Annotated in this window: 13 protein-coding genes; all 13 read left to right on the plus strand. The window is 62.6% G+C overall.

What is annotated here, in order from left to right:
• The first annotated feature begins 25 nt into the window (after window positions 1-25).
• The 13 genes from E0E00_RS11995 to xdhC all read left to right on the plus strand — a co-directional run bounded on the left by E0E00_RS11995 (window position 26) and on the right by xdhC (window position 17470).
• Complete coding sequence (locus E0E00_RS11995) at window positions 26-496, plus strand: 4Fe-4S binding protein (protein WP_130812783.1); 471 nt, start codon at window positions 26-28, stop codon at window positions 494-496.
• 12 nt (window positions 497-508) lie between these two features.
• On the plus strand, window positions 509-3307 hold the full coding sequence (gene xdh, locus E0E00_RS12000) for a selenium-dependent xanthine dehydrogenase (protein ID WP_130812784.1): 2799 nt from the start codon (window positions 509-511) through the stop codon (window positions 3305-3307).
• Window positions 3308-3381: 74 nt separating this feature from the next.
• Window positions 3382-4893: an ABC transporter ATP-binding protein gene (locus tag E0E00_RS12005; RefSeq protein ID WP_130812785.1), complete on the plus strand. Its 1512-nt coding sequence runs from the start codon at window positions 3382-3384 to the stop codon at window positions 4891-4893.
• A 12-nt stretch (window positions 4894-4905) separates the two neighbouring features.
• Entirely contained in the window at window positions 4906-5997 is a 1092-nt protein-coding gene (locus E0E00_RS12010) for an ABC transporter permease (protein WP_242622262.1), read from the plus strand.
• A complete protein-coding gene (locus tag E0E00_RS12015; RefSeq protein WP_130812786.1) occupies window positions 5997-6929 on the plus strand; it encodes an ABC transporter permease in 933 nt (310 codons plus the stop codon). The genes E0E00_RS12010 and E0E00_RS12015 overlap by 1 nt, the downstream gene beginning before the upstream one ends.
• Before the next feature lie 162 nt (window positions 6930-7091).
• On the plus strand, window positions 7092-8216 hold the full coding sequence (locus E0E00_RS12020; RefSeq protein ID WP_130812787.1) for a BMP family protein: 1125 nt from the start codon (window positions 7092-7094) through the stop codon (window positions 8214-8216).
• Window positions 8217-8293: 77 nt separating this feature from the next.
• Window positions 8294-8791: a nucleoside deaminase gene (locus tag E0E00_RS12025; protein WP_130812788.1), complete on the plus strand. Its 498-nt coding sequence runs from the start codon at window positions 8294-8296 to the stop codon at window positions 8789-8791.
• Between the two features lie 55 nt (window positions 8792-8846).
• Complete coding sequence (locus E0E00_RS12030; protein WP_130812789.1) at window positions 8847-9935, plus strand: BMP family protein; 1089 nt, start codon at window positions 8847-8849, stop codon at window positions 9933-9935.
• A 789-nt stretch (window positions 9936-10724) separates the two neighbouring features.
• Window positions 10725-12107, plus strand: coding sequence for an NCS2 family permease (locus tag E0E00_RS12035; protein ID WP_130812790.1), 1383 nt, complete (start codon window positions 10725-10727; stop codon window positions 12105-12107).
• 112 nt (window positions 12108-12219) lie between these two features.
• The gene (locus tag E0E00_RS12040; RefSeq protein ID WP_130812791.1) at window positions 12220-13503 is read left to right on the plus strand and encodes an amidohydrolase family protein; all 1284 of its coding nucleotides are present in this window, start codon (window positions 12220-12222) and stop codon (window positions 13501-13503) included.
• A 231-nt stretch (window positions 13504-13734) separates the two neighbouring features.
• The gene (gene xdhA, locus E0E00_RS12045; protein WP_130812792.1) at window positions 13735-16077 is read left to right on the plus strand and encodes a xanthine dehydrogenase subunit XdhA; all 2343 of its coding nucleotides are present in this window, start codon (window positions 13735-13737) and stop codon (window positions 16075-16077) included.
• A complete protein-coding gene (xdhB, locus tag E0E00_RS12050) occupies window positions 16077-16958 on the plus strand; it encodes a xanthine dehydrogenase subunit XdhB (protein ID WP_130812793.1) in 882 nt (293 codons plus the stop codon). The genes xdhA and xdhB overlap by 1 nt, the downstream gene beginning before the upstream one ends.
• Window positions 16958-17470 carry a xanthine dehydrogenase subunit XdhC gene (xdhC, locus tag E0E00_RS12055; protein WP_130812794.1) on the plus strand — a complete coding sequence of 171 codons (513 nt, stop codon included), beginning with the start codon at window positions 16958-16960 and terminating at the stop codon, window positions 17468-17470. Before xdhB ends, xdhC begins: the two co-directional genes overlap by 1 nt.
• The last annotated feature ends 76 nt before the right edge of the window (window positions 17471-17546 follow it).

Below are 17546 nucleotides of genomic sequence, written 5' to 3' on the forward strand. Positions count from 1 at the left end.
GTAGTACACACGGGGGGATTAGTTCATGGCACGAAAGAGGGACAAAGTCGCGGTCGTGAGGTGCGCAGGCGGGGTCGCGCCCGACCGCTGCTCGGAGGGTTGCATCGGGTGTGGCGCGTGCGTCGCCGCCTGCCGCATGCACGCGATCCAGCTTGACGGGAACGGCGTGGCGGTTGTCGACCGCGACGCATGCATAGGATGTGGCCTCTGCGCGCGCATGTGCGAGCAGCACATCATCGAGATCGTTCCGCGTCATCAGCGCATACAGGTGCTCTGCTCTAATCACGAGGTGGGGACCGCTGCACGCCAGATATGCCAGGCAAGCTGCATTGCCTGCGGCGCCTGCGAGCGCGTCTGCACGTCTGATGTCGTTCATGTTATCGATAACCTCGCCATCATTGACCAGCAGGAGTGCGTCTCCTGCGGCATGTGCGCAACCAAGTGCCCGCGCGGGGTCATCCACGATGCCTTTGGCGTCGTCGCCGGGCAATTCTAGGAAGGAGGGAAGATGGCAACCTACGGCTTCTTTGTGAACGGTCAGGAGGTCGCATGCGAGGAGAACAAGCCGCTCCTGCGCTTCCTGCGCGACGACCTGCATCTCACCTCCGTGAAGGATGGCTGCTCGGAGGGTGCGTGCGGCACCTGTACCGTGGCTATCGACGGCATTGCCACCAAGAGCTGCGTCATGACCACCAAGTTTGCCCAAGGCAAGCACATTCTCACCGTGGAGGGGCTTGAGCCCGCCGAGAAGGAGGCCTTCGTCTACGCCTTTGGCGCCGTGGGCGCCGTGCAGTGTGGCTTCTGCATCCCTGGCATGGTGATGAGCGGTGCGGCCTTGGTGCGCCGGAACCCCAACCCCACAGATGACGAAGTCAAGTGGGCCATACGCGGCAACATCTGCCGCTGCACCGGCTACAAGAAGATCATCGAGGGCATCCGGCTTGCCGCCGCCGTCCTGCGTGGTGACGCGCAGATAGACGAGGACCTCGAGCGCGGTGACGACTACGGCGTGGGCAAGCGTGCCTTCCGCGTGGACGTGCGCCGCAAGGTCCTGGGATACGGCAAGTACCCCGACGACCTCGACGAGCGCGACTTCCCCGGCATGGTATACGGCTCATGCGTGCGCTCCAAGTACCCTCGCGCCCGCGTCCTCAAGATCGACACGTCCAAGGCAGAGGCCCTGCCGGGCGTCCTTGGCGTCCTTACGGCCAAGGACGTGCCGGTAAACCAGGTTGGCCACCTCATCCAGGACTGGGACGTCTTCATTGCCGAGGGCGACATCACGCGCTTCGTTGGCGACGCCATCTGCCTTGTTGTCGCCGAGGACACCAAGACGCTCGAGCGTGCCAAGCGCCTCGTGAAGGTCGACTACGAGCCGCTCGAGCCCGTGCGCAACATCGGCGAGGCAAAGGCCCCGGGCGCGCCCATCATCCACAAGAGCTTCAACGCATTCGGAAACCTCGTCGAGCTCCATGACAACGTCTGCCAGAGCCGTCACGTCACGCGCGGCGATGCGCATGCGGCGCTCGCCGCCTCCGCGCACGTGGTAACGCATTCGTTCGAGACGCCGTTCACTGAGCATGCGTTCCTCGAGCCCGAGTGCGCCGTGGCCATCCCCTACAAGGACGGCGTCAAGGTCTTCTCCACAGACCAGGGTGCCTATGACACACGCAAAGAGGTCGCCCACATGTTTGGCTGGGATAAGACCCCAGAGCGCGTCGTTGTCCAGACCATGCTGGTGGGCGGTGGCTTCGGCGGCAAGGAAGACGTCACCACCCAGCACATCTCGGCGCTTGCCGCCTACCGGTTCAAGCGCCCTGTGAAGTGCAAGTTCACGCGTCAGGAGTCCCTGAACTTCCACCCCAAGCGCCATGCCATGGTGGGCACGTTCACCCTGGGGTGCGACGAGGAGGGCAACTTCACCGCTCTCGACTGCGAGATCAACTTTGACACGGGTGCCTACGCAAGCCTCTGCGGGCCCGTTCTCGAGCGCGCCTGCACGCACGCCGTTGGCCCCTACACCTACCAGAACACCGACATCCGCGGCTTTGGCTACTACACAAACAACCCGCCCGCCGGGGCCTTCCGCGGCTTTGGGGTGTGCCAGAGCGAGTTTGCCCTCGAGTGCCTCATCGACCTGTTGGCCGACGAGGTGGGGATAAGCCCATGGGAGATTCGGTACAAGAACGCGATCGAGCCCGGCAAGGCCTTGCCCAACGGCCAGATCGCAGACTGCTCCACCGCGCTCAAGGAGACGCTCCTCGCGGTGAGGGACGTCTACGAGAGGAACGCGGACCACGCGGGACTCTCCTGCGCCATGAAGAACTCGGGCGTGGGCGTGGGCCTGCCCGACGCAGGCCGCGCCAACATCCGCGTTGAGGGCGGCCGTGCCGTCATCTACTCTGCCACCTCCGACATTGGCCAGGGCTGCAACACCGTCTTCCAGCAAGACGTCGCCGAGGCGACGGGGCTCCCCAAGAGCGCCATCGAGAACGGCGAGTGCTCCACCGAGGCCGCGCCCGACTCTGGCACCACCTCGGGTTCGCGCCAGACGGTCATCACGGGCGAAGCCGTGCGTGGCGTGGCCTTCCTTCTGCGTGACGCCATGCTTGCCGTGGAGGCGGGCTGCCCCGTGCCGGACGAGCCCGTATGCGCCCACGGTGACGGCAAGACCGTGGAGTACGATGACGGGAACCCCTACGTGGACGAGCATCCGGAAGACCTCATGGCGGGCCATGCCCTGCGTGCAAAGGACCCGGTTGCCGCCCTCGCTGCCCTCGAGGGGCACGAGTTCCGCTACGTCTACTTCGAGCCTACCGACAAGCTGGGCGCCGACAAGCCCAACCCCAAGAGCCACGTGTGCTACGCCTATGCCACGACCTGCGCCGTCCTTGACAGGAACCGTCGCGTGAGCGACATCTATGCCGCGCATGACTCCGGCAAGGTCGTGAACCCCATCGCCATCCAGGGCCAGATTGAGGGGGGCGTCCTCATGAGCATGGGCTACGCGCTCACCGAGCGATTCCCGCTCAAGGACTGCGTGCCGCAGGTCAAGTACGGAACGCTCGGCCTTCTCCGCGCCAACCAGACCCCCGAGATTCACGCCGACTACGTCGAGAAGGAGCGCCTGCTCTCCGTGGCGTACGGTGGCAAGGGCATAGGGGAGATCGCCTCCATCCCCACGGCGGCGGCAATCCAGAATGCCTATCGCAGGGTCGATGGTGTGCTTCGAACAAAGCTCCCGCTCGAAGGCACGCCGTACTCCAAGAAGAAGACGAATGGCAAGGAGGCAGAAAAGCCCCTGTAACGGGGTGGCACAATAATTGGTTTGACTCGCGTACAGTTTGTTTGTTCGGCACCCGTAGGCGAAAGGCGGCAAGCATGGCCGAGTTGCTGAGAATGGAGAACATCAGCAAGCGCTTCGGTTCGTTCTATGCGAACAAGGACGTCTCACTTGACGTGCAGGAGGGCGAGGTCCACACCCTCCTTGGCGAGAACGGCGCAGGCAAGTCCACACTCATGAATGTCCTCATCGGGCTCTACCAGCCCACTGATGGAAAGATTTTCATGCGCGGCCAGGAGGTCCAGATAAGCTCACCGCGCGTGGCGGTCGAGCATGGCATTGGCATGGTGCACCAGCACTTCATGCTCATAGATGCCATGACGGGCCTCGAGAACATCATCCTGGGCGACAAGCGCCACGGCTCCCCCACGCTCCAGGAGGCGGACGACCGCAAGGCCATCGAGGAGATCATGGACCGCTACGGCCTGGAGATTGACCTCGACGAGAAGGTCTCCGACATGTCGATTGGCATGCAGCAGCGCGTCGAGATCATGAAGGTGCTGTTCCGCGGCGCCGACCTGCTCATCCTGGATGAGCCTACGGCAGTCCTCACCGACCTCGAGGTCGAAGGGCTCTTCGACATCATGCACTCGCTCACCGATGAGGGTAAGTCGATCATCTTCATCTCCCACAAGATGCGCGAGGTCATGCGCATCTCCGATCGCGTTACCGTGCTTCGCCGTGGCGAGACCGTCGAGACCGTGTGCGTTGCCGATACCACCGAGCAGGAGCTTGCCGACCTCATGATCGGCCAGAAGTTCGTCGAGAACACCTACGACAAGGTCACGGGTGCCGACAAGACGGAGTTCGAGCTTGAGGGCGTCTCGTACCACCCCGAAGCGAAGCATGGTGGCCTGAAGGACGTCTCTCTCACCATCCACCAGGGCGAGATCCTCGGCGTGGCGGGTATCGACGGCAACGGGCAGACGCCTCTGGCCGAGGTCGTGACTGGCCTCGTGAAGCCTGAGTCCGGCAGGGTCATTGGCCCGGACGGCTCCGAGATCGCGATCTTCTCGCCCGAGACCTTCATCGAGGCCGGCCTGGGCAACATCCCCGAGGACCGCAACAAGATGGGCCTTGTGGGCGACATGACGGTTGCCGAGAACCTCGTGCTCAAGCAGACCGAGAGCGGCCAGTTCTCCCTTGGCCACGGTAAGTGGCTCAAGATGGCCGAGATCCACTCGTACGCGGACAGGCTTCGCGAAGAGAACGACATCCGCTGTACCTCTGTCGACCAGACGGCGCGCAGCCTCTCCGGCGGCAACCAGCAGAAGGTCATCCTCGCGCGCGAGCTTGAGGGACGCCCAAGGCTCCTCGTGGCCGTCTATCCCACGCGCGGCCTAGACATTGGTGCCACCGAGTTCATCCACAACCAGATCGTGGCGCAGCGCGACGCAGGATGTGCGGTGCTTCTCATCTCGGCTGACTTCGACGAGGTGCTCAAGCTCTCAGACCGCATTGTGGTGCTCTTCGAGGGCCAGGTCATGGGCACGTATCCGGGTGCGAACCCTCCCATCAAGGAGATCTCGCTCGCAATGGCAGGAAAGTAGGAGGGGGACAACGTGGTAAAGAAAGCTCTGAGCCCGGAGGAGCGCAGCGAGAAGAGGCTGATGATTCTCACGCCTGTCGTCTCGGTGCTCCTGGCTCTCATCATTGGCGCAATCATCATCGCCTGCCTTGGGAAAAGCCCGTTCGAGGGCTATGCGGCCATGATCCAGGGTTCGCTTGGAGATGCCGCCAAGATCAGCAAGACGCTTGAGCGCGCCTGCCCGCTCATCTTCACCGGTCTGTGCGCCGTGTTTGCCTACAAGTGCGGCGTCTTCAACCTCGGCGGCGAGGGGCAGTTCATCATGGGCGGCTGCGCTACGGCCTCGGTCATCCTGGGCCTTGGCCTTGACGGTCCGCTCGGCCTTGCGCTGGGGCTTCTCGCAGGCATTGTGGCGGGCGCCGTCTGGGGGCTTCTGCCTGGCATCATGAAGATCACGCGTGGCCTCAACGAGATGATCACCACGATCATGCTCAACTACGTGGCCATGTACTTCATGGAGTACATCTACAAGAACGTCTACTCGGATAACGGGCTGCCCAAGACCGTTGCCGTCCCGCAGGGCGCACGCCTTCCCGAAGTCGCGGGCACGCACATTGGCGTCATCGTCGCAATCGCGCTCGGCATCTTCGTGTGGTATGTGATCTTCCGCACCTCGTTTGGCTTCAAGATTCGCGCCGTGGGACTGAACCCCATCGCCTCGAAGGTCAACGGCTTCCCCGTGAGGAGGCTCGTGCTGCTCGCCTTCATCATCTCTGGCGCCATCGCCGGCATGGGTGGTGCCGTCGAGCTTCTCGGCAAGACGCCCTACCGTCTGGCAGACGGCTTTGGCTCCGGCTTTGGCTTTGATGGCGTGGCCATCGCGCTCATCGCACAGCTCAACCCCATTGCCGCACTCTTCGTGGCCCTGCTGTTTGGCATCCTCTCGACGGGCGGCACCATGATGCAGAGCGTCATCGGCGTACCCACCGCCATCGTCGAGATCATCCGTGGCCTCATCATCATCTTCGCCGTTGCCGGAATGGCTGCCGTGAAGCTCCCCAAGATCAAGGCGTTCGTTGCCGCAAGGCAGGACGCCAAGGCCAAGAAAGCCGAGGTGACTGCATAATGGATTTCATGATTGCGCTCCCCACCATCCTCAAGGCGATGACCATGGGCGCCGTGCCCATCCTTCTCGCCGCGCTTGGTGAGGTCTTCTCAGAGCGTGCCGGCCTCGTGAACATCGGTCTCGAGGGCATCATGGCAGTCGGTGCGTTTGTGGGCTTTGCCGTGGCCAAGATGACGGGCAACCTCTGGGTGGGACTTTTCGTGGGCATGCTTGCCGGCGTGCTCGTGAACATGCTCTACGCCTTCTGCACGGTCACGCTCTGTGCCGACCAGGTGGTCACCGGCATGGCCATCAACATCCTGGCCCCCGCCGTGGCGCTCTTCGGCTACAACCTCTTTGTGGGGTCTAACTCCGCAAACGCGACTGGCTCGCAGATGGCGAGCATCGCCATACCGGGGCTCTCGCAGATACCCTTTGTCGGTGACGCCTTCTTCAACCAGACGCTCTTGGCCTACCTGGCCTTCATTCTCGTGCCACTCGTGAGGTACTTCTTCAAGCACTTCCGAGCGGGGCTTTCGTTCCGCTCTGTGGGCGAGAACCCCCATGCTGCCGAGACGCTCGGAATCGACGTCGTGCGCGTGAAGTACATCGCCTGCATCGCGTGCGGCGCGCTCGCCGCGGCTGGCGGCGCGTTCCTCACGCTGTGCTACACGCCCATCTACACCGACGGAATCGTGATGGGCCGCGGATTCATCGCGCTGGCCACCGTAATCTTTGGTCGCTGGAGCGCCCTGGGCGTCCTTGGCGCAAGCATGCTCTTCGGCTTTTTCGACGGCCTCAACGTGGCCCTGCAGGCGCAGTTCCAGTCTGCTCCGGTCATGTTCTTCAAGATGATCCCGTACATCTTCACGATAGTAGCGCTCATCTTCTTTGGGTCGAGGCATGCCGGGCCCAAGTCCAACGGTCAGCCGTACTTCCGCGAGCAGCGCTAGGGCGGCGCGCTCCCGGGTGGAGCGCTGCCTGTCACCGAGGAAGGTGCCTCACCTGGGAGTTGTTCGGTTCCACCCTCATTGCGTGCGGCTAACGTCGTGAGGTGCGGGTCATTGGGAGGGGGTGCGCGACGCATCCCCCATGGAGGAAGGAAAGGGTACATCATGAGTGAAACCAAGAAGTCTCTGTCCAACGTCATGCTCGACAGGCGCCAGGCAATCGCTCTGGGGCTTGGCAGCGTGGGCGCCCTTGCCCTTGCGGGCTGTGGCGGGTCCGGCAGCAGCCCCAGCTCGTCTGGCAGCTCCCCCTCTGGGGCCAGCTCCGAGCAGTCGAGCTACAAGGTCGCCATGATCATGAGCGGCATCATCACCGACGGCGGCTGGGACCAGGGCCACTACGAGTCCCTCAAGAGGGCCATCGAGTCCCACCCCAAGTGGGAGATGCTCGAGCCCAAGGAGAACACGGCCGATGCCGATGCCGCCACTGCGGCGCAGTCCTACGTCGACCAGGACGTCGACCTCATCATTGGCAACGGGAACCAGTTCGCCTCCGACTGGGCCGAGGTTGTGGCAGATGCGGCGGGCAGCCACCCCAAGGTCCACTTCCTCATCACGAACACCGATCCCGCCACCGAGATGACGGACTACGAGACCCTCGATTCCGTCGAGACGGTGCTTCCGGACTTTAAGCAGACCGGTGCCCTTGCCGGCGTTGTCGCTGGCCTCATGACCCAGACCAAGAGCATCGGCTTCATCGGTGGCATGAAGCTTCCGTCCACCACCACGAAGTACTCCGCGTACCTCGCAGCGGCGCAGAAGGTCACGCCGGGCGTCCAGGGCCAGTACAACTTCGAGGCCGGCTTCACCGATGCCTCCCTGGGCACGAACCTCACCCAGCAGTGGATCAACTCCAACAACGTCGACGTCATGTGGGGCGACGCCTCCGCCGTCGACAACGGTGCGCGCAAGGTCCTTGAGTCTGCCGGCGCCGACACGCACTTTGACATTGCCCAGCCCATCGACATCGTAGGCGACGACCAGCCCACCGTTGTGACCTCCACCGTCACGGACTGGATGATTGGCCAGGCCATGGACGAGATCGAGGCCGGCTCCTTTGGCGGCGGCAAGGCCATCACCGGCAACATGAGCAACGGCGGCGTGTCCCTCGGCAAGTTCTCCGACAAGGTCTCCAAGGACGTGCAGGACAAGATCAACGAGTATGCCGAGCAGATCAAGGCCGGCACCTTCCTCACCGATGACGAGGTCTCGGCCATCTCCAAGACGCTGTAAACGACGGTTCGTTCTTCGTAGGTCTATCGGGGGCGAGACACATGCGGGTGTCTCGCCCCCTCTGGAAAGGTTCTTGTATGTCGCGAAAGCAGTTCACTCGCGAGAAGGACGTCGCGCTTCTCGAGCGCGCCATCGAGGTCTCCCGAGCGTCACGCGAACATGGCAATACGCCGTTTGGCGCGATTCTCGTCTCGCCCTCTGGCGACGTCCTTCTCGAGCAAGAAAACGTTGAGATTGGGACACACAAGTGTACGGGCCACGCCGAGACCCAGCTCATGGAGCATGCGAGCCAGCTCTACGACAGGGACTATCTCTGGGACTGCTCGCTGTATGCCTCCGCCGAGCCCTGCTCGATGTGTGCGGGCGCCATCTACTGGGGAAACGTGGGTCGCGTGGTCTATGCCATGACGGAGCGGCGCCTGCTTGAGCTTACGGGGTCAAACGAGCAGAACCCTACGTTTGACCTGCCCTGCAGAAGGGTATTCGCGGCAGGGCAGAAGCCCATCGAGGTCGTGGGGCCGTTCCCGGAGCTGGAGGCCAAGGCGGCCGCCGTGCACGAGGGGTACTGGGACTAGGTGCTTCAGAGCCTGTCGCGGAGCAGAAGTGTCGGTTGCAACTGGGGAGGAAGCTATGAGAATGAACATAACGCGTAGGAACGCGCTATCGCTTGGGCTGGGAGGGGCTGCCGTGGCCTGCGGGCTCTCGCTTGCGGCATGTGGCTCGTCCTCGAGCCCAAGCTCGACGGACTCTGCCGAGAAGTCAAGCTACAAGGTGGCTCTGGTCATCAGCGGTCCCAAGAACGACGGTGGCTGGGGACAGGGCCACTACGAGTCGCTCCAGAAGGCAATCGAGTCCCACCCCAAGTGGGAGATGCTCGAGCCCAAGGAGAACACCGCCTCGGCGGACGCGGCCTCTGCGGCACAGTCCTATGTCGACCAGGACGTCGACCTCATCATTGCCGCTGGCAACGAGTTTGTCTCTGCGTGGGGTGACGTGGTTGCCGAGGCGGCCGATTCCAACCCCAACGTGCACTTCCTCATGACCAACACCGATCCCGCAACGGACCTCGCGGACTACGGGACCCTGGTCAAGGTGGAGACCGTCCAGGTAAACCTCAAGCAGACGGGTGCGCTTGCCGGTGTGGTGGCTGGCCTCATGTCCAACACGGGCCATATCGGCTTCATCGGCGGCATGCGCCTTCCCACCACGCTCACCAAGTACGCGGCCTACCTCGCCGCCGCGCAGAAGGTGAATTCCAAGATCGAGGGCCACTACAACTTTGATGCTGGCTTCACGGATGCCTCGTTTGGCACCAACATCACAAACCAGTGGATCAACTCGAACAACGTCGACGTCATGTGGGGTGACGCCTCCGCCGTCGACAATGGTGCCCGCCAGGCGCTCGAGGAGGCAGGCGTCGACACGCACTTCGATATTGCGCAGCCTATCGACTCCGTTGGCGCGGACAATCCCAGCGTTATCACCTCGACCGTCACGGACTGGATGTTTGGCCAGGCCATGGATGAGATCGAGGCCGGTTCGTTTGGAAGCGGTGCCATCATCGAGGCAAACATGGACAACGGTGGCGTCTATCTGGGGAGCTACTCCGACAAGGTCTCGCAGGGGGTTCAGGACAGGGTAAAGGAGTACTCCGAGAAGATTCAGGCGGATGCCTTCCTCACCGATGGCGAGATCGATGCGGTGAAGGGTACGTTGTAGGTGGTCACCACAGATCCTCTGCCGACGGCCGCGGTTCCAGTGGGACTGCGGCCTTTGTCGTCCTAATTCCCAGAAGGGGTCAGGTGGCGAGAATCCTCTGTCGTGCGTGCGCACACGTGAGACTGTCTGCCCGATTGGCCCTTCTGAGGCGGGACTGTGGCAAGAAGGCGCGATTCTGCGTACGCACGAACGGGGTTATCTGACAAGGCCCCGGTGTTTGCCCAGTTGGCTGAGAGGTGCTTGTCAGGGAAGTGCGATTCTGCGTACGCACGATGGCGCAATCCCACCATGGGACGGGCCCTGCGGCCGAGTGGTGATAACAGGTCATTGTAAATGCAATGCACACAAGGGTTAGCTGTTCAGATGCATAACGGTATATAAAATTTCAAATCAAGAATTACCGTTGGCGATACGGGTTCAACCGTTCGCCTGTATTGGGGGCCACTTCCAGGGAGCACGGGGATAACATCCGTATAGCAAAAAATAAATAAGCAGATAAAAAAACTCTTTGGCAGATTCACCGATGAGAACACCGTGGCCTTCGGGCTTATCACCAATGGAAACCAGGGCCACCCTCCCGGCGTCTGCCAATGAGAGCAAACACCCCGCATGTCAGTTCAACCGCGCACCTGCCGGCAGTCACGATGGCTGCATTGGCGAGCTCCGATAGCTCGCTGAGAGCGCGGCACCTTCAGACAACACATCAGCGAAAGCGCACCCGCTGGAACCGCATCCGGTTCCCGGCGGGCGCAAGCAGTCGGTTATCCGAGATAAGGAGTGATGCGCTGTATGGAGAAGACGCTGGACAAGATCTTCCACCTGAGGGAGCGTGGGACAAACGTGAGGACCGAGCTTCTCGCCGGCCTCACAACGTTTGTCACCGCTGCCTACATCCTTGCGGTCAACCCCTCAGTCCTTGCGGCTACGGGCATGCCTCAGGACGCCCTCTTCACGGCAACGGTCCTCATCTCGACCATCGGCACGCTGCTCATGGCAGCACTCACGAACTACCCGTTCATCCTGGCGCCGGGCATGGGCATCAACGCCTACTTCGCCTACACGGTCTGCCTGGGCATGGGCTACTCGTGGCAGGTGGCGCTCACGGCAATCTTCGTCGAGGGCATCATCTTTGTGATCCTGTCGCTCACCAACGTACGAGAGGCGATATTCAATGCGATTCCGGTGAACCTCAAGTACGCGATCACCGTCGGCGTGGGCCTCTTCATCACCATCATTGGCCTCAAGAACTCTGGCCTCGTGATCTCGAACGAATCCACGCTCGTCTCGATGTTCTCGTTCCACGGCTCGATCGAGGCAGGGACGTTCTCCACGGCCGGCATCTCTGCCCTTCTGGCCCTCGTCGGCATCGTGATCACCGCCATCCTCGTGTGCAACGGCGTGAAGGGCAACATCCTTCTGGGCATTCTCATCACGTGGGGGCTTGGCATCATCTGCCAGCTCACGGGCATCTATGCGCCCAACCCCGAGGCCGGCTTCGCAAGCCTGCTGCCGGACTTCTCGACCGGCCTCTCTGTCCCCTCGATTGCGCCCATCGCCTTCAAGCTCGACTTCTCGAACTTCTTCACGGTTGGGTTTGCCTCGGTGGTATTCGCGTTCCTCTTCACGAACCTCTTCGATACCATCGGCACGCTAATCGGCGCTGCCTCCAAGGCAGACCTTCTCGACGAGAATGGCAAGCTCCCCAACGTCAAGGGCGCCCTGCTTGCCGAGTCCTGCGCCACCACGCTGGCGGGCCTTATCGGTACCTCCTCCACTGCCACGGCTGTCGAGTGCACCGCCGGCATTGCCCAGGGTGGCCGTACGGGCCTCACCGGTGTCACGACCGCCCTCCTGTTCCTGCTATCGCTGTTCCTCTCGCCGATCTTTTTGGCCATCCCGTCGTTTGCCACGGCTCCCGCACTAGTCATCGTCGGCTTCATGATGTTTGGCGCCGTCACGAGGATTGACTGGGGGACCGCAACCGAGGCGCTCCCTGCGTTTGTGGCCATCGTCGCCATGCCCTTCATGTACTCCATCGCCGAGGGCATCTCGCTTGGCATCATCTCCTACGTGGCGATCAACGCCTGTTCAGGTGCCGAGAACCGCAAGAGGATCAGCGTTGTCATGTGGGTCCTGTTCGTCCTGTTCTGCCTGAAGTACTTCTTCATTTAGGGCATCGCTTGGGTATGGACCGCCTGCTGGCATGATGGACGCGCCTGCGTGCCGGCAACGGGCACAATAGGTGTGGGCGCCTGGACGCCCACCCAAAGGAAAGAGGCTTTACATGTCTGAGAAAACCTTCGCGATTCATGGTGACATCGTCTGGTCGCGCGACCGGGCAAACCTTCAGTGGGCGAAGGACGGCTACCTCGTGGTGGTAGGCGGCGTCTCCAAGGGCGTCTTCCAGGAGCTTCCCGCCGAGTATGAGGGGATCGAGGTCATCGACCACGCCGGAAAGCTCGTGATTCCCGGCATGACCGACATCCACGTCCACGCGCCGCAATATGGCTTCCGCGGCCTGGGCATGGACCTCGAGCTGCTCGAGTGGCTCAACACCCACACCTTCCCCGAGGAGAGCAAGTACGCAAACCTCGAGTACGCCGACAAGGCCTACGGAATCTTTGCCGGCGACCTTCTGCACTCGCCGACGACGCGCGCCGTGGTCTTTGGCACCATGCACGTCGAGCCCACAGAGCTGCTCATGGACAAGCTTGAGTCCACGGGCCTCAAGACGTATGTGGGCAAGGTCAACATGGACCGCAACAGCCCCGACTACCTCTGCGAGAAGGACGCTGCCACCTCGCTTGCCGACACGGTGCGCTGGCTGGATGACGTCGAGGCCAAGGGGTATGGCAACACCCGTCCCATCCTCACGCCGCGCTTCACGCCCACCTGCTCCGATGAGCTCATGGGGGGTCTCGGCAAGCTGAAGCAGGAGCGTGGCCTGCCGCTGCAGTCCCACCTCTCCGAGAACCTCTCGGAGATTGATTGGGTCCACGGCCTGTGCCCCTGGTCGTCCTGCTACGGACAGACCTACGAGCACTTTGGTGAGATGGACGGCGAGGGCAAGGTCGTGATGGCCCACTGCAACTACTCGACGGACGAGGAGGTTGCCATCCTCAAGCGCCACAACGTCTTCGTGGCCACCTGCCCGCAGTCCAACATGCAGCTCTCGAGCGGCATCGCGCCCATTCGGCGCTATCTCGTGGAGGGCGTGCACGTGGGTCTCGGAACGGACGTGGCCGGCGGCGCCACGCTCTCGATGTTCCGTGCGGTGGCAGACCTCGTCGGCTGCTCCAAGCTGCGTTGGCGCCTCGTCGACCAGAACCTCAAGCCCCTCTCGACCGCCGAGGCCCTCTACATCGCCACGGTAGGCGGTGGCTCGTTCTTTGGGAAGGTGGGCAGCTTCGAGCGCGGCTTTGAGGTCGATGCCCTGGTGCTCGATGACTCGGGGATCCGCACGCCGCTCGACTGCGACCCCGCGGAGCGCGTTGAACGCTACATGTACCTTGCCGAGGAAGGTGGGCGCATCGTTGAGAAGTACGTCGCGGGCGTGCGCGTGCTCTAGCGGCCCTTCTGGCTGCCGGCGTCTCATGCGGACGCCTGCAGTCCGTCGTTTTGGGAGTGTTGGCTGTTTACTGAATGATGACCAGCTTGGAGGGGTTATGCAAGGATATGGTGAACGAGTGCGCCCATCCGTTCTTTCCGGGCCGCTCGCCGCATTCTCCGTGCGGCATGCTGTATTGGAACTAACATTTTGTAATGAGGCATTACATCTTTCTATGAGAGGGGGCACGTCATGGAGCAGCTGAAGGAGGTTGGGCGTCCCGCCAAGCGTGTTGACGCGTATGACAAGGTCACGGGACGTGCGATGTTTGCCGATGACCTCTGTCCCAAACCCTGCCTGGTGGCGAAGATCCTTCATTCCACAATCGGCAATGGACGCGTGGTCTCCATCGATACCGAGGAGGCCAAAAGGGTGCCGGGCGTCATCGGAGTCTTTACCTGCTTTGACGTGCCAGATATCAAATATCCCGTGGCCGGGCACCCCTGGTACTCAGACTCCGCTGCCGAAAAGCGCGACAAGGCCGACAGGAGGCTGCTCGATGACCGCGTGCGCATCTACGGTGACAACATCGCGGCCGTGGTTGCCGAGGACGACGTGACCGCCGACCGCGCGCTACGCAAGATCAAGGTGGAGTACGAAGAGTACCCGGTTGTCTACGACGCGCGCGAGTCTCTCAAGGGCACGAACCCGCCCGTGCAGGACCGCTGGCCGGACAACCTCGCGGCGCACACGCTTGTCGAGACGAGCAAGGAGGACCTCGAGAAGCTGGGCTACGCGTCCTTCGACGAGGCGCTTGACGACCCTGCCTACCATCGCTTCTCCATCAAGACCTTCACGGGCGATCAGAGCCAGGCGCACATCGAGGTGTGCGTCTCGTACTGCTATGAGGAGAACGGCAAGATCACCTGCGTCTCGTCCACCCAGATTCCCCACATCTGCCGGCGCATCATTGGACAGGCGCTTGGCATCCCCTGGGGCCGCGTGCGCGTGATCAAGCCCTATATCGGCGGCGGCTTTGGCACGAAGCAGGACATCCACTATGAGCCGCTGAACGCGTGGCTCTGCCACCAGGTGGGTGGCCGCTGCGTCAAGCTCGAGCTTACGCGCGAGGAGTGCTTCTGGGACACCTCCGGACGCCAGCCCAAGGACTTCGAAGTGGAAGGCAGCGTAGGCGATGACATGCGCCTGCATGCCCGTTCCATCAAGGGCTGGTCGAACACCGGCGGCTACATCCACCATGGGCACGCGATCGTGCTCAATTCCGTCAACAGCTTCCGGTGGCTCTATCACACCTGCGAACAGGCTGTCCGTTGCGAGGCGTGGACCGTCTTCACCAACGGCCCGCATACCGGCGCCATGCGTGCCTATGGAGTGCCGGAAGGCGTCTGGACCGCTGAATGCCTCATGTCGGACATCGCCTACGACATGGGGTGGGATGGTGTCGAGTTCCGTCTGAAGAACGCCATTGCCCCTGGCTACGTGGATGAGTTCAGCCCTGGCAACACGATCTCCTATCGCACCGATGGCCTGCGTGCCTGCGTCGAGCGCGGCCGCGAGTACATCGAGTGGGACAAGAAGAAGAAAGAGTACGCAGGCGAGACGGGCCCCATTCGCCATGGTGTTGGCGTCGCCTTCTTCGTGTACAAGACGGCCGTGGCGCCGTTTGCGCTCGAGACGGCAACATCCCAGATCACGCTCAACCAAGACGGCTCGTTCCAGCTGCAGATGGGCGCTACCGAGATTGGCCAGGGTGCCGATACCGTGTTCAGCCAGATGGCCGCCGAGGCCATTGGCGTGGACACCGAGGACATCCATGTCGTGAGCTTCCAGGACACTGATGTCACGCCCTACGACGCGGGGGCCTACGCCTCTCGTCAGACCTTTGTCTCGGGCACGGCCTGCAAGGAGGCGGGGCAGAAGCTCCGTGCCAAGATCCTGGCCTTCGCGAAGGGCCTCTATCCAGACTCCCAGAGCGAACTCGACCTGCGTGACCATGCCATCTACGACAGCGGGGACAACAAGCTCTGCAGCCTGGAGGACCTTGCCCTGGAGGCGTATTACAACATCCACCAGAACGACCAGCTCTCTGCACGTGCGACGGTGAACATCCACCAGAACGCGATCGCTACCGGCTGCACGTTCTGCGACGTGACAGTTGACATGCCGCTCGCGCAGGTGACCATCAACAAGATCATCTCGGTACAGGACAACGGCCAGACCATCAACCCCAAGCTTGTGGAGCAGCAGATTCACGGCGGCATGGCGCAGAGCATAGGCTTTGCCCTCTCCGAGGAGGTCCTCGTCGATCCCAGGACCGGTCGTGTGCGCAACCCCACGCTGCTTGACTACAAGGTTCCGACCACCATGGACGTGCCCGACCTTAAGGCCGAGAACATCCAGACATACGATCCTATGGGCCCCTATGGCAACAAGGCTGTGGGAGAGACCCCGATCATCAGCCCCGCGCCGGCAATCCGCGACGCGATCCTCGACGCGACGGGCGTCAAGTTCTACGAGATGCCCATGACCCCACAGCGACTCTTCGAGGGCTTCAAGAGGGAGGGACTCATCTGATGTATGACATCGAATCGCTCTACGAGGCCACAAGCGTGGATGACGCATGCCGTGCCTTGGCCGAGGACCCCCAGGCCATTGTGGTGGCCGGTGGCACCGACGTGCTCGTGAAGGTGCGCGAGGGCAAGTTTGCGGGCGCCCACCTGGTCTCCATCCACGGCCTTTCTGACGAGCTCGACGGCGTCACGCTCGCCGATGACGGAACGGTAGAGATCGGCCCCCTCACGTGGTTCCACCACGTGACCACCTCGCCTGTGATCCAGGCAACCGTGCCCACGCTGGGCGAGGCGTGCGACACGCCCGGCGGCCCGCAGCTGCGCGTCTCGGGTACCATAGGCGGCAACGTGTGCAACGCCGCCACTTCTGCAGATTCCGCCTCGACGCTCTTTGCGTACGGCGCGCTTCTCGACGTGCGCTCTGTGCGAGGAGAGCGCACCATCCCCATCGAGGAGTGGTACACGGGCCCCGGCCGCTCCGTGCGGGAGCGTGACGAGGTGCTGGTGCGCATCCGCATCCCACGCAGCCACTACGAGGGCTTTACCGGCCATTATATCAAGTATGGCAAGAGGCGGGCCCTCGAGATCGCCACGATGGGCTGCTGCTGCCTGGTAAAGCTTTCGACCGATAAGGCCACTGTCGACGACATCCGCCTAGCCTTTGGCGTTGCGGCCCCCACGCCCATGCGTGCGCGTGGCGCCGAGGATGGCGTGCGCGGCCTTCCAGTGGCCGAGGCCGTCGAGAAGATCGGCGAGCTGGCCCAGGCAGACACGAACCCGCGTGACTCGTGGCGTGCGTCCAAGGACTTCCGGCTGCAGCTCATCAAGGAGATGTCGAAGCGTGCGCTTGCCGAGGGTGCGCGTAGGGGAGGAGCTGATATCTAATGGACATGAGGATCCTCAAGTGCACCGTCAACGGGAGGCCCGTGCAGGTTGGCTATGACCCGCGCGAGTCCCTTCTCGACACGCTTCGCGACAGGCTCCATCTCACGGGCGTCAAGCGTGGATGCGAGGTGGGGGAGTGCGGGGCCTGCACCGTCCTTGTCGATGGCGTGGCCACAGACTCCTGCCTGTACCTTACCGACTGGGCACAGGGCAGAGACATCCTCACCGTGGAGGGCCTCCAGGCAAAAGATGGCACGCTCGACCCCGTCCAGCAGGCATTTATTGACGAGTTTGCCGTCCAGTGCGGCTTCTGCATCCCCGGCATCATCATGAGTGCGGTCGAGATGGAGCGCTCGGGCAGGACCTACACGCGCGACGAGATTCGCAAGTGCCTCTCGGGGCACCTGTGCCGCTGCACCGGCTACGAGAACATCGTGAACGCGGTCGAGAAGGCCGTGGACGTGATGGATGGCGTTGTGGGTGGGGGTGCCTCAAAGCCTGTGGAGGCGTAGCCGTTCTCGACCTGCGTTGTGGGCGGGGTCGTCGCGGTCGCGGCGATCCCGTTCTTGGCTGCCGGCGGTTGTCGCC

Source organism: Olsenella sp. Marseille-P4559 (assembly GCF_900605015.1).
Lineage (GTDB): Bacteria > Actinomycetota > Coriobacteriia > Coriobacteriales > Atopobiaceae > Tractidigestivibacter.